This window comes from Mycobacterium sp. IDUB_36, from assembly GCF_055419225.1.
Genome location: NZ_JBVAXH010000001.1, coordinates 1,062,722 through 1,086,912, shown reverse-complemented (window position 1 = coordinate 1,086,912; position 24,191 = coordinate 1,062,722). Strand labels below are relative to the sequence as shown.

Below are 24,191 nucleotides of genomic sequence, written 5' to 3'. Positions count from 1 at the left end.
GGCCATGGCCGCTGTTGACTCTCCTGACTGGTCGAGCAGACACATGTCGGTCACAGCCTTTAGATTGGGAGAGGGGAGTCGGGTGCCAACGGCAACGAGCCTTCGTCGATCGGGTCCGGTATTGATGGACCTGTTCAGCGGCATTGCGACGGAAGGGACTGTGTCACCCACCATGGCCGACATCGATGGCGCGACAGACTCGGGAATCACGGAGGCTGTCGACTTCACCGAAACTCGTGGAGAAAGCCGATCCACCGAGTCCGATGCGGAGCTGACCGCGCGGTTCGAACGCGACGCGATCCCGCTGCTGGACCAGCTCTACGGCGGCGCGCTGCGGATGACCCGCAACCCTGCCGACGCCGAGGACCTGCTGCAGGAAACCATGGTCAAGGCCTACGCCGGGTTCCGGTCGTTCAGGGAGGGCACCAACCTCAAGGCGTGGCTCTACCGCATCCTGACCAACACTTACATCAACAGCTATCGCAAGAAGCAGCGCCAGCCCGCGCAATATCCCACCGACGAGATCACCGATTGGCAGCTGGCCGCCAGCGCCGAGCACACGTCGACCGGATTGCGGTCCGCTGAGGTCGAGGCTCTCGAGGCGCTGCCCGACACCGAGATCAAAGAGGCGCTGCAGGCGTTGCCCGAGGAGTTCCGGATGGCGGTCTACTACGCCGACGTGGAGGGTTTCCCCTACAAAGAGATCGCCCAGATCATGGACACCCCGATCGGGACGGTGATGTCGCGGCTGCACCGCGGCCGGCGTCAACTGCGAGAACTGTTGAGCGACGTGGCCAGGGAACGCGGCTTCATTCGCGGCGACCAGACACCCGAGGAGGTGTCGTCATGAGCGACAAGCCGGTGTTCAAAGCCGAATGCGCCGAGGTACTCGCCGAGGTCTGGACCCTGCTGGACGGAGAATGCAGTCCGGAGACCCAGGACAAGCTCCGGCAGCACCTCGAAGACTGCCCGCCCTGTTTTCAGGCCTACGGGCTCGAGGAGCGCATCAAGGGGCTGATCTCGACCAAGTGTCGCGGCGAGCGTGCGCCGGAGAGCCTGCGGGCTCGTCTGCGACTGGAGATCAGTCAGACGACGATCATCCGGGGCGGCTAGAGCCGGCACCAGACGAAAACAAAGACGCGGGCCGCCTGTCGGACGGTCCGCGTCTTTGTTGTTTCGAACGGTTGGTTAAGCGTTGGGCCGCTTGCCGTGATTGGCCTTGCTGTGCTTGCGGTCGCGCTTCTTCCGGCCTCGCTTGGCCATGACTGATCCTCCTCGCGGTTCTACCTGCCGATCAGTCTGTCACGCCACCCACCGCACAGGCCAACTGTTAGACGACCGGCACGTGCACCAGGGTGCCGCCGCTGGCGCTCGCCGATGCCATCGGGCCTTGCTGGCCGGCGGGCTGGCCGGCCAGTGGAGCCTGGACCGGGGCCAACGGGCCGCCCGCACCGGGGCCCTGAGCAGGCGATAGGGGAGCGGGTCCGCCGGGAACCGTGCTACCCGGGTAGCCACCCAGTCCCGGCGTCTGCCCCGGGAGCGTCTGCCCTGGCAGGCCGCCCGGTGCCTGACCCGCGAGGCCGCCCGGATAACCGCCGAGTCCCGGCGTCTGCCCCGGGAGTGTCTGACCGGTCAGGCCACCCGGCAGGCCACCCGGGATCCCGCCCGGCAGGCCGCCGCCTCCGCCGAGACCACCCAACCCACCGGGCAGACCGCCGGGCAGGCCGCCGCCTCCGCCGAGCGCGCCGGTGGCGGGCATCAAAAGGTCGCCGGCCCCGGGAATGACGTTGTTCATCAGCCCGCTCAGGGAGCCGAACAGCGAGTTGGCGATGTTCACCGCGCCGCCGGCGCCACCCGGCAGACCCGGGATCGGGTCATCGGCGGCAAAGGGTTGCTGGGGAGCGGCCGCCGCGGCACCGGCGGTGAGCCCGATCGTGGCGAATGCTGCCAGCGCCACCCCGAATCCAGTAGCCGCTCGGGTCACCGATTTGCGACCTGCCGAATGCTCAAAAATGTTGTCGGACAACGGAATTCTCCTCGGTTTGGGCGCTTTCACTTCAAGATCTTCTGGCACTCCATTCACTTGGGACACTCTGCTTGCCAAATGTCACAGTTCGAGCACGACACTGTCACAGAAGCGGCTCTATAGGTTCTCTTAGTGATCTTGGAGTTTGCTTATCGAGATCTCCGAGACATCAATCGTGACCTTTCGGCAGTACAAACCGGCTGGCAGTGCGCCTCGCCGTGGTCGAGCACTGCTCGGAGTACAACTGGGGAAATCGACTGTGGTTCGATAAAGCAACGCAAAGCCGAAAACGGCTGGCTGACGAACGGGGTGAGGATGGCCGAGGACGTCCGGGCAGAGATTGTGGCCAGCGTGCTCGAGGTCGTGGTCCATGAGGGCGACCAGATCGGCGAGGGCGACACCGTGGTGCTACTGGAATCGATGAAGATGGAAATCCCAGTTCTCGCCGAGGTCGCCGGGACCGTCAGCAAGGTCAGCGTGGCCGTCGGCGATGTCATCCAAGCCGGCGATCTCATCGCCGTGATCAGCTAGCCGCCCGATCCTCACCACGGGAAACGCCGATGTCCACTCTCGGTGACCTGCTCGCCGAAAACACGGTCCTGCCGGGCGGCGCGGTCGACCATTTGCACGCCGTGGTGGGCGAGTGGCAACTGCTGGCCGACCTTTCGTTTGCCGATTACCTGATGTGGGTTCGGCGTGAAGACGATTCACTGGTCTGCGTTGCGCAGTGCCGGCCGAACACCGCTCCCACGGTGCTGTTGCGCGACGCGGTCGGGACCGTGGTCGACGCCGACCGCACGCCGCCGATCACCGCGGCTTTCGAGTCGGGCGCGATCCGCTTGGAAAGCGGTGCAGGACAGAACTATTCGTGGCAACAGACCGGTGTGAACGTCGAGGCGGTTCCGGTGCGATACGGCGACGCGGTGGTCGCGGTGCTGACGCATCAGACCGGCGTCGACGACGTGCCGAAGTCCAGCCAGCTGGAAACCGCTTACCTCGACTGCGCCGGCGATCTGCTGCACATGTTGTCGCAGGGCACCTTTCCCAACGTCGGGGACCTGGCGATGTCGCGGTCGAGCCCGCGGGTCGGTGACGGGTTCATCCGGCTCGACGTCGGCGGGGTGGTGTCGTATGCCAGTCCCAATGCGCTGTCGGCCTACCACCGGATGGGCCTCACCTCAGAGTTGGAGGGGCACAACCTGATCGCGATCACCCGCCCGTTGATCTCCGACCCGTTCGAGGCTCACGAGCTCGCCGAGCATGTGCTCAACTCGCTGCGCGGTGGAGCCAGTATGCGCATCGAAGTCGACGCCGGCGGTGCCGCGGTGCTGCTGCGGACGCTGCCGCTGGTGATCAACGGGTCAGCCGCCGGCGCGGCGGTGCTCGTTCGAGACGTCACCGAGATCAAGCGCCGCGACCGCGCCCTGATGTCGAAGGACGCCACCATCAGGGAGATCCACCACCGGGTGAAGAACAATCTTCAGACCGTAGCGGCGCTGCTGCGCCTGCAGGCGCGCCGAACCACAAACGCCGAGGGGCGAGAGGCGCTGATCGAATCGGTGCGGCGAGTCTCGTCGATCGCGTTGGTCCACGATGCGCTGTCGATGTCCGTCGACGAGGAGGTCAACCTCGACGAGGTGATCGACCGGATTCTGCCGATCATGAACGACGTAGCGACCGTCGACACCCCGATCCGGATCAATCGGACAGGGATGCTGGGAGTGCTGGATTCCGATCGCGCGACCGCGTTGATCATGGTCATCACCGAACTCGTCCAGAACGCGATCGAGCACGCCTTCGACCAGGCCACGTGTGATTCGGCCACCGGCGGCGGAGCGGTGACGATCAGGGCCGAACGATCGGCGCGCTGGCTCGATGTAGTGGTGCACGACAACGGCCGCGGGCTACCCGACGGCTTCAGCGTCGAGCAGTCCGACCGGCTCGGGCTGCAGATCGTGCGGACTTTGGTCTCGGCCGAACTCGACGGGACCCTGGACATGCTGGACGCCCCCGAAGGCGGGACGGACGTGGTGTTGCGCGTCCCGATCGGTCGTCGCGCCCGGGTTCTGCAATAGCGAACTGACCCCAGACACAACGGTGCGGCCCCAACTGATTGTCGGGGCCGCACCGTTGTAAGCGCTGAGGGGTCAGACTCCGGTACGAGCCTTCGTCCGAGCGTTGCGACGCTTCAATGCACGTCGCTCGTCTTCGCTCATGCCACCCCACACGCCTGAGTCCTGTCCGGTGCTGAGCGCCCACGAGAGGCACTCGGTGGTCACCGAACAGCGGTTACAGACCAGTTTCGCGTCGGCGATCTGAGCGAGAGCCGGTCCGCTGTTCCCGACAGGGAAGAACAGCTCCGGGTCTTCGTCGCGACAGACCGCAGTGTGGCGCCAATCCATAGGTCGATACTCCTCACTGTGTGCGCAGCACTGTGCGCACGAATGATTGTCTTCGGCTGTTAACGCAGGCACAAGAAATGTTTCCGTACCGTTGCATGCGATTGTTCGATCGTTTCACAGGCTCAACAGATGTCAATAGCGGCTCGTTGGTCCGTGGGCTATCTCACTTCAGAGATCTGTTACCAAATCCCTTAATCGGTTGTACTACACTCCTTGCGGGTCTGACCAGTGGTTTTGCCCACAATGTGTGATCGTCCCAGGTCAGGGTGACCTTTTCGGGGGCGGAGCGACGACATCGAGAGCGTCGGGGACTGAACGGAAAGTCATTTCCTCGCGCAACCCGAGGTAGTCACCGTCGATTTGGCTCGCGATGGGCGGATCGGCACAGGTCACCCTTACAAAATCCGCGTTGTCGTCGCGAACGACCTGATCACCGGCTATTTTGGGCTGCTTGGAGAACATCTGTGCGACCAGGCGCAGGCTAGGCACGACCTTCAACTTCGTGACTCCGAACACCCCCAGCCCGGATTCGAAGGTGGTGCCGGGATTCGTGCACATCGGGCGGGCGTCGGCGTAGGTCCAGGGGCTGGAGTTGGACACGAATACGAAGTAGGTGCCCTCGACCGGGTCGCGGCCGGGCAATTCGACGGTCAACCGCGGCTGCTTACGCGAGTAGGCGAGGGTGGCGCGGGTCGCGGCGAGGATGTAGCGCGTCGGCGTGACCTTTCGACCTTTTTCGCGTTGTGCCTCCACCTTGGCGACGGCCTCGGCGTCGACGCCCAGCCCGGCGTTCAGCACCGCCCATTGCTCGCCGCAGTCGATCAGACCGATCCGGCGCCACTGTTTTTGCGGACCGTAGGTGTCGAGCAACCAGATCAGCTGGTTGGTGGCATCGATCGGACCCGGGGGGATGCCCAGCGAGCGGGCCGCGACGTTGGCCGAACCGCCAGGCACGATCGCCAGCGCTGGAATGTGGCCGGTGGGTAGCTGCGGTCCGGGCTTCCCGAGTAGGCCGTTGACGACATTGCTCACCGTGCCGTCCCCGCCGTGGACGACGACGAGGTCGACGCCGTCCTGGACCGCGGCCTGCGCGATCTCCCGACCGTGGCCACGGTGGCGCGTGTGCTCGACGGTCAGCTCGAGGCGGCTTTTGAGCGCGTGCGCCAGCAGGTCGCGGCCGGCTGTCGTCGTCGAAGTCGCGGTCGGGTTGACGATCAGGACGGCGCGCATGATGTCAAAGCCTAGCCCGGAGCGGCGACGATGCCGGCCGCCTCGCGGCCGGAGGAGGAGCGCGGGTGTGGGGTGAGCGGCGACGATGCCGGCCGCCTCGCGGCCGGAGGAGGAGCGCGACTGTGGGGTGAGCGGCGACGATGCCGGCCGCCTCGCGGCCGGAGGAGGAGCGCGGCTGTGGGGTGAGCGGCGACGATGCCGGCCGCCTCGCGGCCGGAGGAGGAGCGCGGCTTCGGGCCCGGTGGTGTGGCTACGCTGAGGCGGTGAACAGGCGTTCCCCGACCGCGGTCCGCAGCGCGGGCTGCATCGTTGCTGCTCAAGGGGCGACGGGCCTGGTGGTCGCGGTGATTCTGCTGGTTCGTGCGATCGGTGGTGCAGGCCAGCGGGGAAACAACGTGTTCGGCACCGCGGGATGGTTCGCCCTGTTCGGCGGAGCGGTGCTGGCGGCCGGCTGGGCTCTGCTCACCGGGCGGCGCTGGGGTCGCGGGCTGGCGGTGTTCGCCGAGCTGTTACTGCTCGGCGTGTCCTACTACCTGACGACGGGCTCGCACCGGGCGGCGATCGGTGTCCCGGTGGGAGCCCTGTCGGTGGTCGTGCTCGCGCTGCTGTTCAGTCCCGCCGCGGTCCGCTGGGTTTCGGAGCGGTCGGAGCCGTCGTAGCGCTCGCCGCGCCGCCGCTCAGCGCGCTGAGCTCCGGGCCTGACACCCGGTAGGTGGTCCACTCGTCCTGGGGCCGCCCGCCGACGGATTCGTACAGCGCAATCGCCTCGGTGTTCCAGTTCAGTACCGCCCAGGACAGCCGGGAGTAGTTGTTGTCGACGCACTCCTTCGCCAAGGCGGTCAGCAGGCCGCGACCCAGCCCGAGACGGCGGAATGGTGGACGCACGAACAGGTCTTCGAGGTAGATGCCTGCGACGCCGTCCCAGGTCGAGAAGTTGAGGAACCACAACGCCATCGCCGCAACGTCACCGTCCACCTCCGCGACATGAGCCCTCAGCGTCGGTGCTTCACCGAAAAGCGCCGAGCTCACTCGGTTTTCGACGACGGTGCACTGCTCGGGGGCGCGCTCGAATTCCGCCAGGCCGTGGATCATCGCGGTGATGGCCGCGGCATCGCCTGGTTCGGCGCGACGGATGCGCACGCTCATGGCCGAACTCCCAGGGCAGTCAGGATCGTGATGAATTTGGTTGTCGTCTCGGCGACTTCGCCGTCTGGATCGGATTCGGCGACGATGCCGCCGCCGGCGTGAGCCAGCGCGCTGCGTCGATCGGCGGACAGCTGGGCACCCCGGATGGTCACGACCCAACGCCCGTCGCCGCCGGCGTCACACCAGCCCACCGCGCCGGCGTAGAAGCCGCGATCGCCTTCCAGCTCGCCGATCAACCGGGTGGCGGCGGTAGTAGGCACCCCGCCGACGGCTGGGGTCGGATGCAGTGCAAGCGTCAAATCGATTGCAGTGGTTGAGGTCTCGCGCAGTCGACCGGTGATCGGAGTGCTGAGATGCCACAGCGCCGTGGTGCGGCTCAGCGTCGGGGTCGGCGCGATCGTCAGCTCGCTGCACAGCGGTCGCAGCGCCGCCGCCATAGTGTCGATCACCAGCTGGTGCTCGTGTCGATCCTTGGCCGACTCGGCCAGTGCCGCGCCGGCTGCGGCGTCCAGGTCGGGATCGGCGTTTCGCGGCGCGGAGCCGGCGAACGGCTGACAGGTCACTCGATCGCCGTCGCGGGCCACCAGCAACTCGGGGCTGGCGCCGACCAACGCCGTGCCCGCGTAGTCACCGCCCGCCGCGGACAGGTCGACGAGGTAGCCGTACGCAGCCGGATCGTTGTCGACCAAGCGGCGCAAAATGATTCGCGCGTCCAGTGCCGCGTCGGCGGTCAGCTCGAGTGCGCGGGCCAGCACCACTTTCTGCAGCGTGCCGCCGATGGCGGTCAGCTCGTCACAGGCCCGCCGGACTCGCGTGCGATGCTCATCGGGTGTGGGCCGTTTGCCGGACACCTGCACCGCGGGTAACGGTCCGGTCGGCCATGGGGCTAACTCGGCCAATCGCCGCACGGAACGCGGCGCGATCAGGGCAGCTGGACCGTGCGCGTCGAAGGCCAAGGCGCCCATGACAATTGGCACCTGTCCCGAACGCAGGGCCGCCTGCGCGGCGGCGACGTCGGGGTAGCCGTACTGCACGGCGTCGGCAATCAGCACGCCGGACGGTCCGCACAGGACGAACGGCGGCTCAGCCGTCATCGGGACGCGGGAGACCCAGCGCGGTGATCTGGCGTATTCCGTGTTCGAAGCCGCCGACTGCCACAGTGGCCGGGCCCATGCCGAAGCGGCTGCCCTCGGTCAGCGGGAGCTCGATCCACCGGGCGATGACGGCGCGGGAGAAGTGGCCGTGCCCGACGAACACCACATCCCGCGACTCCATCAGGTCCAACGCCAGCGCGACGGCGCGGTCCGCTCGCTCGCTGACTTGCGCCACCGATTCGCCGTCCGGGCCACCGTGAGTCCAGATCGACCAACTGGGATGGGCTTTGTGGATCTCCGCGCTCGTCAAGCCCTCGTAGGAGCCGTAATCCCACTCGGTAAGCAGCTCTGATGTCTCGTCGACGGTCAGCCCCGCGAGTTCGGCGGTCTGCACGGCACGTCGGCGCGGGCTGCTGAGCACCTTGGGGTGGTCGAGGTGCAGGTCGGCCAGCACCGGGCCGGTGGCGATCGACTGGTCCCGTCCGTTGTCGGTGAGGTCTATTTCGGTGGTGCCGGTGTGCTGGCCGGACAGCGACCATTCGGTCTCGCCGTGGCGCAGCAACACCAATCGATGGCTTTCGACGCCCATCTGACCGATTCTGCCTGACACACACGGCCATCCACGCGCGGGCACCATGGTGTTGGTGTTGGATGGCAGGTGACAACCGCCAGCTGGAGATGAGGAGGAACGGCGTCTGATGAAAGGGACCCGAGTGCTGGCGGTGGCCAACCAGAAGGGTGGGGTGGCCAAGACGACAACCGTCGCTTCGCTGGGCGCGGCGTTCGTCGATGCGGGCAAGCGCGTTCTTCTCATCGACCTGGACCCGCAGGGCTGCCTGACGTTCTCGCTCGGCCAGGATCCCGACAAGCTGGCGGTGTCGGTGCACGAGGTGTTGCTCGGTGACGTCGAGGCCAATGCCGCGCTGGTGGAGACGACGGAGGGAATGACGCTGCTCCCGGCGAACATCGACCTGGCCGGCGCCGAGGCGATGCTGCTGATGCGGGCCGGCCGCGAGTACGCCCTCAAGCGGGCGCTGGACAAACTCGGCGACGCCTTCGACGTCGTCGTGATCGACTGCCCGCCGTCGCTGGGTGTGCTGACGCTGAACGGCCTCACCGCCGCCGACGAGGTCATCGTGCCGCTGCAGTGCGAGACGTTGGCGCACCGCGGTGTCGGGCAGTTCCTGCGGACGGTCAACGACGTCCAGCAGATCACCAACCCGAAGCTCACGCTGCTCGGCGCTCTGCCGACGCTGTACGACCCGCGCACCACCCACACCCGCGACGTGCTGCTCGACGTCGCCGACCGCTACGACCTGCCGGTGCTGGCGCCGCCCATCCCGCGTACCGTGCGCTTCGCCGAGGCCAGCGCGTCGGGATCGTCGGTGCTGGCGGCACGCAAGAACAAGGGCGCGGTGGCGTATCAGGAACTGGCGCAGGCGCTGCTCAAGCACTGGAAGACGGGCAAGGCGCTGCCGACCTTCGCGATCGACGCCTAGCCGAGCCACTCAGCCGAGCGCGACCAGTGTGTCGCCGCGCTGCTCGAGCAGCTGAGAACCGGCCACGGCAGGGATCACGGCCGAGTTCGTCGGCTGCCGCTGCACCGGCAGGAAGCCTTCGCCGACGCCGGTGACCGGATCGCAGACGGCGATGCCGTCGGTCACCGGGACAAGCAACTTGCCGGCCATCAACGTCGCCGGGCCCACCGGAACAGACGAACCCGCCCGCCCGATCGAGTAGCGGAATGCAAGATTCACGGAATCGAAGACCATCACCCTGTCGCCGGTCCACCACGTGACCAGGTTGCCGGGGCGAGTCACCACACTGGATGACGACGGCGGCTCGGGCAGCAGGGTGCTCCCGACGGTGGTGCCGGTCTCGTCGATGACGTCGACCCTCGGCTGAGGTACCGGCAGGTAAACCGCCGTCCTGGTCTCGGACACCGTCAGAATTTTGGCGCCGGAGTCGGCGCCGATGCCCGGTTCGGCCACGTTGTGCTGATCCGGCTCATCCTCCTCTTTGGCCGGCCGCAGCAGCGTCAGCCGCAGGTCGGTTTGCCGGCCGCAGGCCTCGAACACCGACACCGCCGAGGAGCTGGCCGCGGCCGACGTCAACCGGCAGCCGGTGTGCAGCCCTTTCGACGTCGGCTTGATCCGCGCGTCGATCTCGCCGTAGGAGAGCATTCGGACCATGTCGGATCGCCACAGTTCCAGCCGGGTGTCGCCGGCAGACAAGATTGTCGACCCATCCGATGACAGGGTGACCTGTCGGTCGGCGTAGCTGCTGCGAGTGGGTCCACGGTTTCCGGTGGGCCCTTCGAGCGTGCTCACCTGGCCGCAGCCACGGTCGTCGCGGTAGACGGCGACGGCGAAACGGTAGACGCCGGTAATCCCGCACAGGTCACTGCCGCGCTCGTAGCTCCAGCGCACCTGTCCGGTGACCGGATCACGCCCTTGGACCGCATGCGCGTCGGCGGTGACGACGGTTCCGGCGACGACCACCGGCTGGTCGGTCGGCGCGTCGGGCACGGTCCAGAGCTGCTTGAGCGACGCCGGCACCTCGTGGGCCAGCCTCGGGCTGGGCGCGGGCCCCGCCGCGGGGTGGCTGACGGTGGTCCGGGCGTCGCTGGTCCACCAGATCAACGCAGCTGTCGTGGCGACGACGGTCGCGATTGCGGCCGCGGCCAGGAGATCAGCTTTGGTGCGGCGTTCCGGCTTGACCATCAGCGGAGCAGCGACGCCGAATCAGTTGGCGGCAGGAGCGGCAGCGCCCGCGGACTTACGCGGACGCCGACGGCGACGCCGCGCGCGGGTGCCATCGGCGGACCCGGCGTCGGGTTTGCCGGCCACCGGGGCCGACCCGTCGTTGTCGCCATTGACGGCGGCGCCGGCGTGGCTGGTTCCGGACTTGCCGCCGCGGGTGCGTCGACGCTGCCGGTCGCTGTTGCGCGTCGGAGCGGGCTCGTCGCCGTTGCGTCCGCCGTCGCCGTTGCGCGCACTGTCGCCGTTGCGTCCACCGCTGGAGGCTGGGCGCCGCACCGGCGACTTCTTCGGCGTCCCGACGGAGCCAGTGACCTCGGTCGGAATCTCGAGTTCGACGTAGAGGTGCGGCGAGTTGGAATACGTCTCGGCGGGGTCGGGGCAGTCCAGGCCGAGAGCCTTGTCGATCAGCGTCCAGCGGGCCAGGTCGTCCCAGTCGACGAGGGTGACCGCGATACCGGTCTTACCGGCCCGTCCGGTCCGGCCGATGCGGTGGACGTAGGCCTGCTCGTCCTCGGGGATCTGGTAGTTGATCACGTGGGTGATGTCGTCGATGTCGATACCGCGAGCCGCCACGTCGGTGGCCACCAGCACGTCGATGTCACCGCCGCGGAACTGCTTCAGGGCCTTCTCGCGTGCGATCTGACCAAGGTCTCCGTGCACGGCGCCGACGGCGAAACCGCGCTCGGCGAGCTCGTCGGCGACCTTCTGGGCGGTTCGCTTGGTGCGGGTGAAGATCATCGTGGCACCGCGGCCGCTGGCCTGCAGCACGCGGCTGATCAGCTCGACCTTGTCGAGGGCGTGCGCGCGATAGACGTACTGCTTGGTCGAGTCGTGCACCGCCGAGGAGTGGGGTGCTTCAGCCCGGATGTGGGTGGGCTGGTTCATGAACGTGCGAGCCAGCGTAATGATCGGGTCCGGCATGGTCGCCGAGAAGAGCATCGCCTGGCGCTCGTCGGGAATCTGGCGCAGGATGCGCTCGATGTCGGGCAGGAAGCCCAGGTCGAGCATCTCGTCGGCCTCGTCGAGCACCAGCACGGACAAGCCACCGAGCTGCAGGTGGCCTTGCTGGGCCAGGTCGAGCAGGCGGCCGGGCGTGCCGACCACCACGTCGGCACCGGCGCGCAGCGCCTCGACCTGTGGCTCGTAGGGCCGTCCGCCATAGATGGAGACAACGGAGAGTTTGCGGTCGTCGTCGGCGGTCAGATACTTGGCCGCGGTGGACAGGTCGCCGTAGACCTGCAAGCAGAGTTCGCGGGTGGGCACCACGATCAATGCCCGGGGAATCCCGTTGAGCGGGCGGTCCTCGCCGGAGGTGGTGATGCGCTGCAGCAGCGGCACACCGAAGGCGAAGGTCTTACCCATTCCGGTGCGGGCTTGGCCGATCAGGTCATCGCCGGTGAGCGCGAGCGGCAGGGTCAGCTCCTGGATGGCGAACGGATGCTCGATGCCCTTTTCGCTGAGTGCCCGGACTATTTCTTCGCGGACGCCGAGGTCGGCAAAGGTGGCTTCGACTTCGGCCGTGGCTGGTACAGGTGTGATGAGTGGAGTCATGCGTGAAACACGTATGCCTTTCGGGTTCGTATTCGATTGGTCAATCGTTGCGGTCCAGCGCGCACCAGTTGACTTTCGAATACGTTTCCGATTCGCGGGGCCCTGCGCTCATGAGGCGGGGCCAACTGCGTGCACGCACATTGCATAGGCAGAGGTGGTACGGATCGACCACCGTTACCTCTAGTGATTGTAGCCGCTAGGTCGTCTCAGCCACGATTCGCGGCGCCGGCGCGGGCGGGCGGGTCGCCACGCGAAACCCTCGTGGCGATCGCCAGGGCGGTGTTGTCGCCCGCAGCGGGTCGCCACGCGAAACTCTAGAGTGGTCCGCATGACTCCGCTTTCGCCGGGCGACAAGCTGGCCGATTCGCCTCAGCCACGCCTTCCGGCCGACCATCCCGGAGTCGACGAACTGTTCGCCCTGCTGGCATATGGCGAGGTCGCGGCGTTCTATCGGCTGACCGACGAGGCGCGAATGGCGCCGGATCTCCGCGGCCGGATCTCGATGGCCAGCATGGCCGCCGCCGAGATGGCGCACTACGAGGTGCTCTGCGAGGCGCTCGAGCGCCGGGGTGTGGACGTTCTGCCGGCGATCTCGAAATACGCGTCGGCGCTGGACGGCTACCACCGGCTGACCACCCCGAGCACCTGGCTGGAAGCGTTGGTCAAGACCTACATCGGCGATGCGCTGGCCGCCGACTTCTATCTCGAGATCTCCGGGTCGCTGCCGGACGATGTCGCGGACGTGGTCCGGTCGACGATGTCGGAGACCGGGCACTCGCAGTTCGTCGTCGCCGAGGTGCGCGCCGCGGTGACCAAGAGCGCCAAACAGCGCAGCCGGCTGGCGCTGTGGTCGCGCCGCCTGCTCGGCGAGGCGATCACCCAGGCGCAATATGTGATGGCCGAGCACGACGAGTTGGTCGATCTGGTGGTGTCGCGGACGGACGGGCTGGCCCAGCTGACCGGATTCTTCGATCGGTTGCAGAAGACCCACGACGAGCGCACCCGCGAGTTGGGCCTGGCCTAGGCGGTGCAGGTGGCGATCATCGTGCTGCTGGTCGAGATCGCCACGTTCTGACCCACGCCGTCGGCGATCGAGCAGTTCAGGCGACCGGTCAGGCTGGTCGCGACGACCGACCGCATGCTGACCCCGGGATTGAGGACGATGGTCCGCGCCCAGGGCAGAGACACGTTGAAATCGGTCTGCGGCGCGCCCGATGCGTCGGTGTAGACGATGGTGACCAGATCGAGCAGGCCCTTGGTGCCGGCCACCCGGTAGACGAAAGTGCGTCCGGCCACATCCGGTGCGACCGGGGGGATGGCGGGCGGCAGGGTCGCCGACGGCGTGCTGGTGACGGTCGGGCTGGGCGGACGCGAGGTCGGAGTGACGGTGGTCATCGTCTCGGGCGGTAAGGCGGGTACCAGGTGTGGCGTCGTGGTGTGGGTCGGCGGCACCACCACGGTCGCCGAGGTCGAGCCAGTGTCACCTCCGTTGACGATCACCAGGGTGGCGATCACCGCGAGGACGAAGACGATCCCGGCAATGGCCGCGATGGGACGCCAGCGCCCGTTGAGGGGGTCGTATACGTCATCGCCGTCGACGTAGAGGTCGTCGGCGGTGTCATGGTCGCGAAGCTCGTAGCCCCGGTAGTCCTCGGTGGTACTGATGGTGCAAATGTTAGTGATGTGGCTCGACGCCACCGGGCGGGGCGCGGGCGTGTCAGGTCACGATTTGCGAACGGGACTCGAGCGGCGCAACCGGCGAACCCTTGGGAACGACCGGCTTTCGGCACGGCCCGCAGGCTTCCACTAGCCTGCAAAGCGCAAGCACCATTTACCGAAGGAACGGGAAGGGACCGGCGTGGAGGTCAAGATCGGTATCACGGACAGCCCGCGCGAGCTGGTTTTCAGCAGCCCGCAGACGCCGAGCGAGGTCGAAGCTCTGGTCTCCGCTGCCCTCGCCAAGGACGCGGACGTGCTGGGTCTGACCGACGAAAAAGGTCGCCGCTATCTCGTGAACTCCGCCAAGATCGCCTATGTCGAGATCGGTGCCGCGGACTCCCGCCGCGTCGGCTTCGGAATCAGCAGCAGCGCCGCTAAGAGCGGGTAAGCGGCACGTGTGACAGCCCGCCCCACGCGAATACGACGGTGCCGTCAACCGCGTCGTCTCTGGCGATCGGGCGATCGGCGTCCAGCCAATAGCGGGCGCAGTCGACACTGAGGCCGACCAGGCCCACCGCGATCATCCGGGCGCGGTGCGGGTCCAAACCGGAGTCGGCGCTGATCAAGTCGAAGACGGCGTCGATGCACGACTCGGTGGCCACCCGCACCTGCGCGGCGACCTGAGGCTCGGTGGTGAAGTCGTTCTCGAAAATCAGCCGGTAGCCCTGACTGTCGTGCTCGATGAAGTCGAAGAACGCCCCTACGGCGGAGCGCAGTCGCTGTCGGTTGTCGGTGGTGGTTCGCAGCGCCTGGCGCACACCGGACACCAGATTGTCGACGTGGCGTTGCAGCACCGCCAGGTACAGCTCTAATTTGCTCGAAAAGTGTTGATAGAGAACAGGTTTGCTGACGCCTGCGCGTTCGGCGATCTCGTCCATGCCGGCGGCGTGGTAGCCGCGATCGACGAAAATGTCGCTGGCGGCGATGAGCAACTGGCCCCGACGCTCGTCACGAGGCAGTCGGTTGCCGCGCCGGGCCGTGGTGCCGGGCTTCACCCCACTCCTGCCGGCGGCGTTGGCGAGATCGCTCATCCATTCCTCAATCTTCTTGTCCTAGCGCGGCAGTAACTGGTGCGCCGTTGATCGCTCGACACTACTACCCGCCGGCATGTTCAACACTGATCCAAGCCTTGGATGTCGACTCCGCAGCGTCTCGGCCGCAGCGTCTGGCGCGCCGAGAGTCCCTGCTAGCAGGTGTTGTGTCATTCTGGGAAAGTGACCTTCGACCCGGAGTGGCGCGGGGGTAACCGGGCACCGGTTCTCCGCGACGACTGGCGCGAGCCGTTGCGCGCTCAGCGCGATCCGCTGGCGTGGGGCGGCCCCGGGCGCATCCGGACGAGTCGCGACAACGGCCGGTGGCGCAAACAGACGTGGCTGGGGCGTTTCGTCTCCACTTACGGCTGGCGTGCCTACGCCCTGCCGGTCCTGGTCGCCGTGACCGTCGTCGTGCTGTACCAGACCGTCACCGGAACGAGCGCGACGGCGCCTGCGTCGGGCCAGCCGGCGCAGGGGCCACCCAAGATCGGGGCGGTCGGCACCGTGATCGCCGATGCCCCGCCTCGCGGCCTGACCCAGTTCGACGCCAGCCTGCCGACCGGAATGCTGCCCAACGGTGGCCCTTTCACCAATGCCGGCGACAAGACCTGGCACGTCGTTCCAGGAGTCACGCCGCAGATCGGTCAGGGCGCGGCGAAGGTCTTCAGGTACACGGTCGAAGTCGAAAACGGGATCGACGCCGCTGCTTTCGGCGGCGATGACGCGTTCGCCTCGATGGTCGACCAGACCTTGGGCAACCCCAAGAGCTGGACCCACGACGCCCAGTTCGCCTTCATCAGGATCGATGCGAATTCCCGGGCCAAGCCCGACATCCGCATCTCGCTGAGCTCACCGATGACCGTTCGCGAAGGGTGCGGGTACGAATTCCCGCTCGAAACGTCTTGCTACAACCCGTCCTACGGCGCCGAGGTGCAGCCGCGGGTCTTCATCAACGAGGCCCGATGGGTGCGCGGCGCGCTGGCTTTTCAGGGTGACGTCGGTTCCTATCGCCAGTACCTGATCAACCACGAGGTCGGTCACGCGATCGGGTATCTGCGGCACGAGCCGTGCGACAAACAGGGTGCGCTGGCGCCGATCATGATGCAGCAGACGTTCTCCACGTCCAATGACGACAACTCGCGGTTCGACCCGGAGTACGTCAAACCCGACGGCAAGACCTGCCGGTTCAATCCCTGGCCCTACCCGATCGCGTAGCCGCGGGGTCCGGGGCCGCAGTCTGGCCTAGCCTCGATGGTGTGTTGCCACCGCTTGTTGAGCCGGCGGGCGAGCTGACCGCCGACGAGGTGGCCCGCTACAGCCGCCATCTCGTCATCCCCGATCTGGGCGTCGACGGCCAGAAGCGGCTCAAGAATGCGCGGGTGCTGGTCATCGGCGCCGGCGGCCTGGGCGCCCCGACGCTGCTCTACCTGGCCGCGGCCGGCGTCGGGACCATCGGCATCGTCGACGACGACGTGGTGGAGGAATCGAACCTGCAGCGTCAGATCATCCACGGGGTGTCCGACGTCGGCCGGTCCAAGGTGCAGTCCGCCCGCGATTCGATTCGCGAGATCAACCCGCTGGTGAGCGTGCGTCTGCACGAGGTCCGGCTCGACCGGCACAACGCGGTCGAATTGTTCGGGCAATACGACCTGATCCTCGACGGCACGGACAATTTCGCCACCCGCTACCTGGTCAACGACGCCGCGGTGTTGGCGCACAAGCCGTACGTCTGGGGCTCGATCTACCGGTTCGAGGGTCAGGTCTCGGTGTTCTGGGAAGACGCACCGGCCGATGAGGCCGGTCATGAGCGCGGCCTGAACTACCGCGACCTGTATCCCGACCCGCCGCCGCCGGGTCTGGTTCCGTCGTGCGCCGAAGGCGGCGTGCTGGGCTTGCTGTGCGCCTCGATCGCGTCGGTGATGGGGACCGAGGCCGTCAAGCTGATCACCGGCATCGGCGATCCGCTGCTGGGCCGCCTACTGATGTACGACGCGCTGGCGATGAGCCATCGCACCATCGCCATCCGCAAAGACCCGGCCGCCCCCGCCATCACCGAACTGGTCGACTACGACGAGTTCTGCGGCACGGTCTCCGAAGAAGCAGACGACCTCGCAATCAGCCCGCATGAGCTGCGCGAACTACTCGATTCCGGCACCGGTGTGGCGCTGATCGATGTGCGTGAGCCCGCCGAATGGGAGATCAACCGGATCGACGGTGCCGAGCTGATCCCGAGCGCTCTGTTCAACTCCGATGCGGGTCTCGACCGGCTGCCGCGCGGCCGCAGGCCGGTGCTCTACTGCAAGACGGGCGTGCGGTCGGCCGCGGCGTTGGCGACGGTCCGCGGCGCCGGGTTTGCCGACGCGGTTCATTTACGGGGTGGCATCGTGGCCTGGGCCGAGCAGATGCAGCCCGACATGGTCATGTACTGATCGCGACGCGGCTGAAGCCGATCGAATTCGCGCCGAATTGCGAGTCCGTGTCTAGTCCCGGGACTTCGCTGGGCCCGATTAGGCTGATCGCGTGAGTGTCGAACCGCCGCCGGAGCATGTGCTGTCGGCGTTCGGTTTGAGCGGCGTCGGTCCCATTCCGCTGGGTGCCGCCTGGGAAGGTGGCTGGCGGTGTGGCGAAGTGGTGCTGTCGATGGTCGCCGAGAACGCCCGGGCCGCCTGGTCGGCGCGGGTCCGCGAGACGTTGTTCGTCGATGGTGTGCGGCTGGCACGACCGGTCCGCTCGACCGACGGACGCTATGTGGTGTCGGGTTGGCGAGCAGACACTTTCGTCGCCGGGCAGCCCGAACCCCGGCATGACGAGGTGGTGTCGGCCGCGGTGCGGCTGCACGAGGCCACCGGCAAGCTGGAACGGCCGCGGTTCCTGACCCAAGGGCCGACGGCTCCATGGGCCGACGTCGACGTCTTCATCGCCGCCGACCGGGCCGCGTGGGAAGAGCGGCCGCTGCAGTCGGTGCCGGCGGCGGCCCGCACGGCGTCGCCCACCGCGGATGGTCAGCGGTCGGTCGAATTGATCAATCAGCTTGCGGGACTGCGGCGTCCGACCAAGAGCCCGAATCAACTGGTGGACGGCGACCTGTACGGCACGGTGCTGTTCGCCGGTGCCGCCGCTCCGGGTATCACCGACATCACGCCCTACTGGCGGCCCGCATCGTGGGCGGCCGGGGTGGTCGTCGTCGACGCATTGTCGTGGGGCGAGGCCGACGAAGGGCTGATCGACCGTTGGAACGCGCTCCCGGAGTGGCCGCAGATGTTGTTGCGTGCGTTGATGTTCCGGCTGGCCGTCCACGCCTTGCATCCGCGGTCGACGGCCGCGGCATTCCCCGGCCTGGCCCGCACCGCCGCGTTGGTGCGGCTGATCCTCTAGTCGGGGAAGGCGTAGCGCAGCTCGTCGAGCGCGATCTTGCCGTCTGTCGCCAGAACTCCCTCCGCGCGAAGCAGTTCCAGTTGCCTGGTGGTCAGATGCTTCGCCGGTCGACCCGATGCGGTGATCACCCGATGCCACGGCAGATCGAGCGAATCGATACGCATGATGTATCCGACGATGCGCGGACTGGAAAGCCCTGCCACAGAAGCGATGTCGCCGTACGTCGACACCCGCCCGGCGGGAATGGCGGCAACCAGCGCGCGTACCCGCTCGACCTGGTCCTCGGTCACCGGCGCCACGTCAGGCCAGCCGCTCGCGAATCAGCGCGGCCACCTCAGCCGGTCTGGTCTCGGCCACCATGTGATCGCAGTCGAGCGTCAGGTGGCGGAAATCGTCGCCTAACTGCCCGCGCAGAAGCTGCACGAGGTGCTCGGTCACGTACGGCGGTGAGGTGTGTGTGGCTTTCACCAGGGTGGTCTGAGTTCCCTTGGGCGGCAGCACGATTTCGCGGGCCAGTTCGCTCCAGTAGGCCATCATCGCGGGCAGGCTGAGCCGCCAGGTACAGCGACCGCCGGGCAGCATGAGGAGGTGCTCGTCGAGTTCGGCGTCGACGACGGCCGGGTCGACGCCTTTCCAGGAACCGTTGGTCTTTGCCGAACGGGCTTCGGCGACGTCGGAGTAGTCGGGGGAGGCCAGCATGGCGTTGGCGATCTCGAGCATCCACGCGCCGTCCAGTCCGACCGCCGGGTCGAGCAGCACCAGGCCGGACACCCGGGCGGGGTGGCTGGCCGCCAACTGCATGGCGACCGCACTGCCGAACGAATGCGCCACGACGACGGCGGGGCCGTCCGCCTCCTGATCGAGCAGCCGGGCCAGCGCCGTCACATTCGCTTCGATCGTCCACGGCGCATCCCAGGACGAATGGCCGTGCCCGATCAGATCCGGTGCGGCAACCGCGATCTCGGGCAGATGCCGGTCCGCGAGGTGCTGCCAACGCCGGCCGTGACCGGTGAGCCCGTGCAACGCCAGCAGCCGCACCGGCCCGGGCGGGCCGAAGCGGTGCACATGGAGGCGGGTCACGCGTCGATCGTGCCAGCCGCTGATCGGGCGACTTGTCGGACCCCCATGGTGTCATTCCGCTATGCCGCATCACTGGGGCCCGGAAGCCCGCGCTGTACTCGATCCCACCCTGCGGGGGACGGTACGCGTGCTGGGTGGTCCGGGCACCGGCAAGAGCTCGCTGCTGATCGATGTCGCCGCCGGGCGAATCGGCGCCGGCGCCGACCCGGAATCTGTTCTACTGCTGACAGGTTCGGGCCGGATCTCCGCGCAGGCCCGCAGTGTCCTGACGGCAGAACTGCTGGCCGCCCAGGACTGCGCCGCTCAACCCCCGGTCATCAGGCAGCCGTTGGTGCGCAGCGTGCACAGCTACGCGTTCGCGGTGTTGCGATTGGCCGCGCAGCGTGCCGGCGGCCCACCGCCCCGGCTGGTCACCAGCGCCGAGCAGGACGTGATCATCGCCGAACTACTGGCCGGTGAGATCGCCGACGGTCTGCGGGGATGGCCCAGGGAATTGCGGGCGGCCCTGGGCACTGACGGCTTCGCCGCCGAATTGCGCGAGCTGCTGACCCGCTGCGCCGAGCGCGGCGTCGATCCCCAGCAGCTGGAGCGCGTCGGCCGGCAGGCGGGTCGCCCGGAATGGGTTGCCGCGGGGCGTTTTGCGCGCAACTACGAACAGGTGATGCTCCTGCGCTCGGCGGTCGGGACGGCCGCGCCGCAAGCGACGACGCCGGCCGTCGGGGCCGCCGAACTGGTCGGCGCCGCGTTGGAGGCTTTCGCCGTCGACGCAGAGCTGCTGGCTGCCGAACGGGCCCGGGTCGGCGTGCTGCTGGTCGACGATGCCCAGCAGCTGGACCCGCAGGCCGCCTTGCTGGTTCGGGTGCTGGCTGCCGGTGCCGAGTTGACGCTGCTGGCCGGCGACCCGGATCAGGCGGTGTTCGGGTTCCGCGGCGCCGAACCGACGGCGCTGCTCAACGACACGACGCCGTCGGTCACGTTGCGGACGTCGCATCGCTGCGCCCCCGCGGTCGCGCAGGCCGTCTCGGGCATCGCCGGCCGGCTGGCCGGTGGCGGCCGAATCGACGGCGTCGGTGCGGATCCCGGTTCGGTGCTGGTGCAGTCGGCCGCCTCGACCGGTGCCGAGGCGACGATGATCGCCGACTATCTGCGGCGCGCGCATCTGGTCGACGGTGTGCCGTGGTCGCAGATGGCGGTTGTCGTCAGGTCGGTCCCGCGTGCTGCGGCGGGTTTGTCGCACGCGCTGGTCCGGGCCGGTGTCCCGGTGGCCCCGTCGGCGCCCACCGGTTCGCTGCTTGCGCAGCCCGCTGCCCGGGCGATGATGACGGTGCTGGCCGCGACGGCTGACGGGCTCGACGGCGAGCAGGCGCTGGCTCTGCTGACCGGTCCGATCGGCCGAGTAGACCCGGTCTCGCTTCGCCAATTGCGTCGGACGCTGCGACGCACCGAGAACGACGGATCGGCAAGAGAATTCGGCGATATGCTGGTCGAGGCGCTCACCGGCGAAGTGTCGGCCCGGCTGCCCGCGGCGCAGGCCAGATCGTTGCAGCGGGTCCGCAAGGTGTTGGACGCCGCGGCAGGCTCACACCGGCGTGGTGAGGATCCGCGCTACACGCTGTGGGCGGCCTGGCAGCGATCCGGGTTGCAGCGCCGCTGGGTGACGGCGAGTGAGCGTGGCGGCCTGGCCGGCATCCAGGCCGGCCGGGATCTGGACGCCGTCACCGCACTGTTTGACGCGTGCGACCAGTATCTGGCCCGCACCACCGGCGCGTCGTTGCGCGGCCTGCTCGATCAGCTGGCGACGGAGCAGCTGCGGCCCGTCGGCTCCGAACCGGATGCGGCGGAGCAGGTCGCGGTGCTCAGCGCGCACGCCGCGCTCGGTCACGAGTGGGATCTGGTTGTCATCGCCGGTCTGCAGGAAGGGTTGTGGCCCAATACGATTCCGCGCGGCGGCGTGCTCGGCACGCAGCGGCTGCTCGACGTGCTCGACGGCGTCACCGAGACCGCCTCGATGCGGGCTCCGTTACTCGCCGAGGAGCGCCGACTGTTGGTCGCCGCGATGGGGCGGGCTCGCACGCGGTTGCTGGTGACGGCCGTCGACGGTGAGGCCGGCGGCGGTGACGAGGTGAGCATTCCGTCGTCGTTCTTCGCCGAGGTCGCCCAGTGGTCGACCGGTGCCGCCGACACGGCACTTCAGCCCGTCGTCGGGCCACGGGTGTTGTCGGCCAACGCGGTGGTGGGCCGGCTGCGCGGCGTGGTGTGCGCGCCGCGGGACACTGTGAGTGATGAGATGCGCGGTTGTGCGGCAAAACAATTGGCGCGCCTGGCCGCGGCGGGTGTCCCAGGAGCCGACCCCGCCGGCTGGTACGGCATGTCGCCGGTGAGCACCACCGAGCCGATGTGGAGCAGGGACGACGACCCGGAACACATGGTCACGCTGACGCCGTCGAGCTTGCAGACGTTGACCGACTGCCCGCTGCGCTGGCTGGCCGAACGCCACGGCGGTACCGACCCGCGGGACCTGGGCTCGACCGTCGGTTCGGTGCTGCATGCGCTGATCGCCGAGCCTGGTCGCGGTGAGTCCGAGTTGCTCGCCGCACTCGAACGGGCGTGGCAGCACCTTCCGTTCGAATCACGTTGGTACGCCGACAATGAGCTGGCCCGGCACCGGACCATGATCGAGACGTTTCTGGCGTGGCGGGCGCAGACCCGCGGAGAGCTGAGCGAGGTCGGCGTCGAAGTCGAGATCGACGGCGTCTTCGACGGCAACGTCCGTCTGCACGGTCGGGTCGACCGGATCGAACGCGACGCCGCCGGCCGGCTGGTGATCGTCGACATCAAGACCGGCAAGACCCCGGTCACCAAAGACGACGCGCAGCGGCATGCCCAGTTGGCGGCCTACCAGCTCGCGGTGAGTGAGGGGCTGGTGTCGGACGGCGATGAGCCTGGCGGCGGTCGGCTGGTCTACCTCGGCAAGACCGGGTCGGCGGGGGCTACCGAACGGGAGCAGGATCCGCTGACACCCGAGACACGTGAGCAGTGGCGCAACCGTATCCGCGAAGCGGCCGGCGCCACGGCCGGCCCGCAGTTCATCGCAAGGGTCAACGATGGGTGCTCGCACTGTCCGCTACGGGCCAGTTGCCCGGCTCAGACCGGAATCGACGGAGAGGCAGCGCTATGACCGTTACGGCTGCACAGCGTTACAGCCCGGCCGAATTGGCAAGTGCACTCGGTCTTTTCGAGCCGACCGACGAGCAGGCCGCGGTCATCGCCGCACCGCCGGGTCCGCTGGTCGTGATCGCCGGCGCCGGCGCGGGCAAGACCGAGACGATGGCGGCTCGGGTGGTGTGGCTGGTGGCCAACGGCTACGCCGACCCGGGTCAGGTGCTGGGTCTGACATTCACCCGCAAGGCGGCCGGTCAGCTGTTGCGGCGGGTCCGGTCGCGACTTGCCCGGCTCAGCGGCACCGGGCTGGTGTGGGCGGGTGGTGCGGACCAGGTGGCCGGTGAACCCGCCGGCACCCCGATGGTCAGCACGTACCACGCCTTCGCCGGTCAACTGCTACGCGAATACGGTCTGCTGTCGACGGGGCAGCACACCCAACCCGTCGAGCCGGACACCCGGCTGCTCAGCGAGACAGAACTCTGGCAGCTGGCATTCGACGTCGTGAGCCGCTACCCCGGTGAGCTACGCACCGAGAAGAATCCGGCGTCGGTCACCGCGATGGTGTTGCGGCTGTCGGGCCAGCTCGCCGAGCATCTGGTCGACACCGGCCAGGTTCGCGACACCCACGTCGAGCTCGAGCGGCTGGTGCACACCCTGCCTGCGGGCCCCTACCAGCGCGACCGCGGTCCCAGCCAGTGGTTGCTGCGCATGCTGGCCACCCAGAACGAACGCGCCGAGCTGGTGCCGCTGATCGACGCGTTGCACCGACGGATGCGAGCGGAGAAGGTGATGGACTTCGGCGGCCAGATGGCCTGCGCTGCACGGTTGGCGCTGGCGGTGCCGCAGGTCGGCGAACAGCTGCGCAGCCGTTACCGGGTGGTGCTGCTCGACGAGTACCAGGACACCGGTTACGCCCAACGGATGCTGCTTTCGTCGTTGTTCGGCGGCGGAGTCGACGAGGAATTGGCGCTGACTGCTGTCGGGGACCCGATCCAGTCGATCTACGGATGGCGCGGCGCCTCGGCGACCAACCTGCCGCGGTTCACCACCGACTTCCCGATGGGTGACGGCAGCCCGGCGCCGGTGCTGGAATTGAGCACCAGCTGGCGCAACCCGCCGGCCACTCTGCACGTAGCCAATGCCGTGTCGGCCGATGCGCGACAACGGTCCGTCGCGGTGAATGCGCTTCGCTCGCGACCCGACGCCGCGCCCGGCACGGTCCGCTGCGCCTTGCTGCCCGACGTTCTCGCCGAACGGGATTGGGTCGCCGACCATGTGCAGCGGTGCTACCAGCAGGCCGCCGCCGACGGTGTCGCGCCGCCGACCGCCGCGGTGCTGGTGCGCCGCAACGCCGATGCCGCCCCGATCGCCGCCGCGCTGCGCGCGCGCGGGGTGCCGGTGGAGGTCGTCGGGCTGGCGGGCTTGCTGTCGGTTCCGGAGGTCGCCGACGTGGTCGCGATGCTGCGGCTGGTCGCCGATCCGACCGCCGGCCCGGCGGCCATGCGGGTGCTCACCGGGCCCCGCTGGCGGCTCGGAGCGCGCGACATCGCGGCGCTGTGGCGGCGTGCCGTCGCGATCGCAAGCCCGGCGCGGCCGGGTGCAGCGGGTCG

The 24,191-nt window shown here is 68.1% G+C and carries 26 protein-coding genes; 13 read left to right on the top strand and 13 right to left on the bottom strand.

Going from position 1 to position 24,191, the window contains the following annotated elements:
- Nucleotides 1-172: 172 nt before the first annotated feature.
- Nucleotides 173-850: a sigma-70 family RNA polymerase sigma factor gene (locus ACZYW1_RS05320; protein WP_463787690.1), complete on the top strand. Its 678-nt coding sequence runs from the start codon at nucleotides 173-175 to the stop codon at nucleotides 848-850.
- Nucleotides 847-1,113 (top strand): mycothiol system anti-sigma-R factor, encoded by a 267-nt coding sequence (rsrA, locus tag ACZYW1_RS05315; protein ID WP_463783883.1) that lies wholly within the window; start codon nucleotides 847-849, stop codon nucleotides 1,111-1,113. Before ACZYW1_RS05320 ends, rsrA begins: the two co-directional genes overlap by 4 nt.
- 75 nt (nucleotides 1,114-1,188) lie before the next feature.
- On the opposite strand, the gene ACZYW1_RS05310 is transcribed toward rsrA, so the two are convergent.
- Nucleotides 1,189-1,263, bottom strand: a complete 75-nt coding sequence (locus ACZYW1_RS05310) for a 50S ribosomal protein bL37 (protein ID WP_011728008.1) — start codon at nucleotides 1,261-1,263, stop codon at nucleotides 1,189-1,191.
- A 67-nt stretch (nucleotides 1,264-1,330) separates the two neighbouring features.
- Nucleotides 1,331-1,984 (bottom strand): hypothetical protein, encoded by a 654-nt coding sequence (locus tag ACZYW1_RS05305; RefSeq protein WP_463783880.1) that lies wholly within the window; start codon nucleotides 1,982-1,984, stop codon nucleotides 1,331-1,333.
- Between the two features lie 357 nt (nucleotides 1,985-2,341).
- Between ACZYW1_RS05305 and ACZYW1_RS05300 the strand changes: the two genes are divergently transcribed.
- Both ACZYW1_RS05300 and ACZYW1_RS05295 read left to right on the top strand, forming a co-directional pair.
- The gene (locus ACZYW1_RS05300) at nucleotides 2,342-2,557 is read left to right on the top strand and encodes a biotin/lipoyl-binding carrier protein (RefSeq protein ID WP_068919671.1); all 216 of its coding nucleotides are present in this window, start codon (nucleotides 2,342-2,344) and stop codon (nucleotides 2,555-2,557) included.
- A 29-nt stretch (nucleotides 2,558-2,586) separates the two neighbouring features.
- Nucleotides 2,587-4,101 (top strand): sensor histidine kinase, encoded by a 1,515-nt coding sequence (locus ACZYW1_RS05295; RefSeq protein ID WP_463783878.1) that lies wholly within the window; start codon nucleotides 2,587-2,589, stop codon nucleotides 4,099-4,101.
- A gap of 72 nt (nucleotides 4,102-4,173) precedes the next feature.
- Here the strand turns inward: ACZYW1_RS05295 and whiB1 are convergent, their stop codons facing one another.
- Both whiB1 and ACZYW1_RS05285 read right to left on the bottom strand, forming a co-directional pair.
- On the bottom strand, nucleotides 4,174-4,428 hold the full coding sequence (whiB1, locus tag ACZYW1_RS05290; protein WP_285187785.1) for a transcriptional regulator WhiB1: 255 nt from the start codon (nucleotides 4,426-4,428) through the stop codon (nucleotides 4,174-4,176).
- Nucleotides 4,429-4,689: 261 nt separating this feature from the next.
- Entirely contained in the window at nucleotides 4,690-5,658 is a 969-nt protein-coding gene (locus tag ACZYW1_RS05285; protein ID WP_463783876.1) for a diacylglycerol/lipid kinase family protein, read from the bottom strand.
- Between the two features lie 263 nt (nucleotides 5,659-5,921).
- On the opposite strand from ACZYW1_RS05285, the gene ACZYW1_RS05280 reads away from it, so the two are divergent.
- Nucleotides 5,922-6,317 (top strand): hypothetical protein, encoded by a 396-nt coding sequence (locus ACZYW1_RS05280; protein ID WP_463783874.1) that lies wholly within the window; start codon nucleotides 5,922-5,924, stop codon nucleotides 6,315-6,317.
- Here the strand turns inward: ACZYW1_RS05280 and ACZYW1_RS05275 are convergent.
- Genes ACZYW1_RS05275 through ACZYW1_RS05265 form a run of 3 tightly spaced genes read right to left on the bottom strand, consistent with a single transcriptional unit; the run spans nucleotide 6,268 to nucleotide 8,487 of the window.
- Entirely contained in the window at nucleotides 6,268-6,804 is a 537-nt protein-coding gene (locus ACZYW1_RS05275; RefSeq protein ID WP_463783872.1) for an N-acetyltransferase family protein, read from the bottom strand. The two genes, ACZYW1_RS05280 and ACZYW1_RS05275, sit on opposite strands and share 50 nt — an antisense overlap.
- A complete protein-coding gene (locus tag ACZYW1_RS05270) occupies nucleotides 6,801-7,898 on the bottom strand; it encodes an isochorismate synthase (RefSeq protein ID WP_463783871.1) in 1,098 nt (365 codons plus the stop codon). Before ACZYW1_RS05270 ends, ACZYW1_RS05275 begins: the two co-directional genes overlap by 4 nt.
- Entirely contained in the window at nucleotides 7,888-8,487 is a 600-nt protein-coding gene (locus tag ACZYW1_RS05265) for an acid phosphatase (protein WP_463783869.1), read from the bottom strand. The genes ACZYW1_RS05270 and ACZYW1_RS05265 overlap by 11 nt, the downstream gene beginning before the upstream one ends.
- A 109-nt stretch (nucleotides 8,488-8,596) precedes the next feature.
- Between ACZYW1_RS05265 and ACZYW1_RS05260 the strand changes: the two genes are divergently transcribed.
- Complete coding sequence (locus ACZYW1_RS05260; RefSeq protein WP_463783866.1) at nucleotides 8,597-9,397, top strand: ParA family protein; 801 nt, start codon at nucleotides 8,597-8,599, stop codon at nucleotides 9,395-9,397.
- Between the two features lie 9 nt (nucleotides 9,398-9,406).
- Here ACZYW1_RS05260 and ACZYW1_RS05255 read toward each other — a convergent pair whose 3' ends face one another.
- Nucleotides 9,407-10,621, bottom strand: a complete 1,215-nt coding sequence (locus ACZYW1_RS05255) for an Rv3212 family protein (RefSeq protein ID WP_463783862.1) — start codon at nucleotides 10,619-10,621, stop codon at nucleotides 9,407-9,409.
- A 21-nt stretch (nucleotides 10,622-10,642) separates the two neighbouring features.
- Nucleotides 10,643-12,211: a DEAD/DEAH box helicase gene (locus ACZYW1_RS05250; protein WP_463783861.1), complete on the bottom strand. Its 1,569-nt coding sequence runs from the start codon at nucleotides 12,209-12,211 to the stop codon at nucleotides 10,643-10,645.
- 328 nt (nucleotides 12,212-12,539) lie between these two features.
- Between ACZYW1_RS05250 and ACZYW1_RS05245 the strand changes: the two genes are divergently transcribed.
- The gene (locus tag ACZYW1_RS05245) at nucleotides 12,540-13,235 is read left to right on the top strand and encodes a ferritin-like fold-containing protein (protein ID WP_463783859.1); all 696 of its coding nucleotides are present in this window, start codon (nucleotides 12,540-12,542) and stop codon (nucleotides 13,233-13,235) included.
- Here ACZYW1_RS05245 and ACZYW1_RS05240 read toward each other — a convergent pair.
- Nucleotides 13,232-13,909, bottom strand: coding sequence for an MmpS family transport accessory protein (locus ACZYW1_RS05240; protein ID WP_463783858.1), 678 nt, complete (start codon nucleotides 13,907-13,909; stop codon nucleotides 13,232-13,234). The two genes, ACZYW1_RS05245 and ACZYW1_RS05240, sit on opposite strands and share 4 nt — an antisense overlap.
- 160 nt (nucleotides 13,910-14,069) lie before the next feature.
- On the opposite strand from ACZYW1_RS05240, the gene ACZYW1_RS05235 reads away from it, so the two are divergent.
- A complete protein-coding gene (locus tag ACZYW1_RS05235; protein ID WP_463783857.1) occupies nucleotides 14,070-14,318 on the top strand; it encodes a DUF3107 domain-containing protein in 249 nt (82 codons plus the stop codon).
- Here the strand turns inward: ACZYW1_RS05235 and ACZYW1_RS05230 are convergent.
- A complete protein-coding gene (locus ACZYW1_RS05230; protein ID WP_463783855.1) occupies nucleotides 14,305-14,961 on the bottom strand; it encodes a TetR/AcrR family transcriptional regulator in 657 nt (218 codons plus the stop codon). The two genes, ACZYW1_RS05235 and ACZYW1_RS05230, sit on opposite strands and share 14 nt — an antisense overlap.
- 162 nt (nucleotides 14,962-15,123) lie before the next feature.
- Here ACZYW1_RS05230 and ACZYW1_RS05225 point away from each other — a divergent pair, with 162 nt between their 5' ends.
- From ACZYW1_RS05225 to ACZYW1_RS05215, 3 genes are all read left to right on the top strand, one after another.
- Nucleotides 15,124-16,179, top strand: a complete 1,056-nt coding sequence (locus ACZYW1_RS05225; protein WP_463783854.1) for a DUF3152 domain-containing protein — start codon at nucleotides 15,124-15,126, stop codon at nucleotides 16,177-16,179.
- A 44-nt stretch (nucleotides 16,180-16,223) separates the two neighbouring features.
- A complete protein-coding gene (moeZ, locus tag ACZYW1_RS05220) occupies nucleotides 16,224-17,393 on the top strand; it encodes an adenylyltransferase/sulfurtransferase MoeZ (protein WP_463787688.1) in 1,170 nt (389 codons plus the stop codon).
- Between the two features lie 91 nt (nucleotides 17,394-17,484).
- The gene (locus ACZYW1_RS05215; RefSeq protein WP_463783852.1) at nucleotides 17,485-18,339 is read left to right on the top strand and encodes a TIGR02569 family protein; all 855 of its coding nucleotides are present in this window, start codon (nucleotides 17,485-17,487) and stop codon (nucleotides 18,337-18,339) included.
- Here the strand turns inward: ACZYW1_RS05215 and ACZYW1_RS05210 are convergent.
- A complete protein-coding gene (locus tag ACZYW1_RS05210; protein WP_463783851.1) occupies nucleotides 18,336-18,638 on the bottom strand; it encodes an MGMT family protein in 303 nt (100 codons plus the stop codon). The genes ACZYW1_RS05215 and ACZYW1_RS05210 overlap by 4 nt on opposite strands.
- Nucleotide 18,639: 1 nt before the next feature.
- Nucleotides 18,640-19,419 (bottom strand): alpha/beta hydrolase, encoded by a 780-nt coding sequence (locus ACZYW1_RS05205; RefSeq protein ID WP_463783849.1) that lies wholly within the window; start codon nucleotides 19,417-19,419, stop codon nucleotides 18,640-18,642.
- 61 nt (nucleotides 19,420-19,480) lie between these two features.
- Between ACZYW1_RS05205 and ACZYW1_RS05200 the strand changes: the two genes are divergently transcribed.
- Nucleotides 19,481-22,597 carry an ATP-dependent helicase gene (locus ACZYW1_RS05200; protein ID WP_463783847.1) on the top strand — a complete coding sequence of 1,039 codons (3,117 nt, stop codon included), beginning with the start codon at nucleotides 19,481-19,483 and terminating at the stop codon, nucleotides 22,595-22,597.
- A partial coding sequence (locus tag ACZYW1_RS05195; RefSeq protein ID WP_463783844.1) for an ATP-dependent helicase occupies nucleotides 22,594-24,191 on the top strand: 1,598 nt, incomplete at its 3' end. The genes ACZYW1_RS05200 and ACZYW1_RS05195, both read left to right, overlap by 4 nt.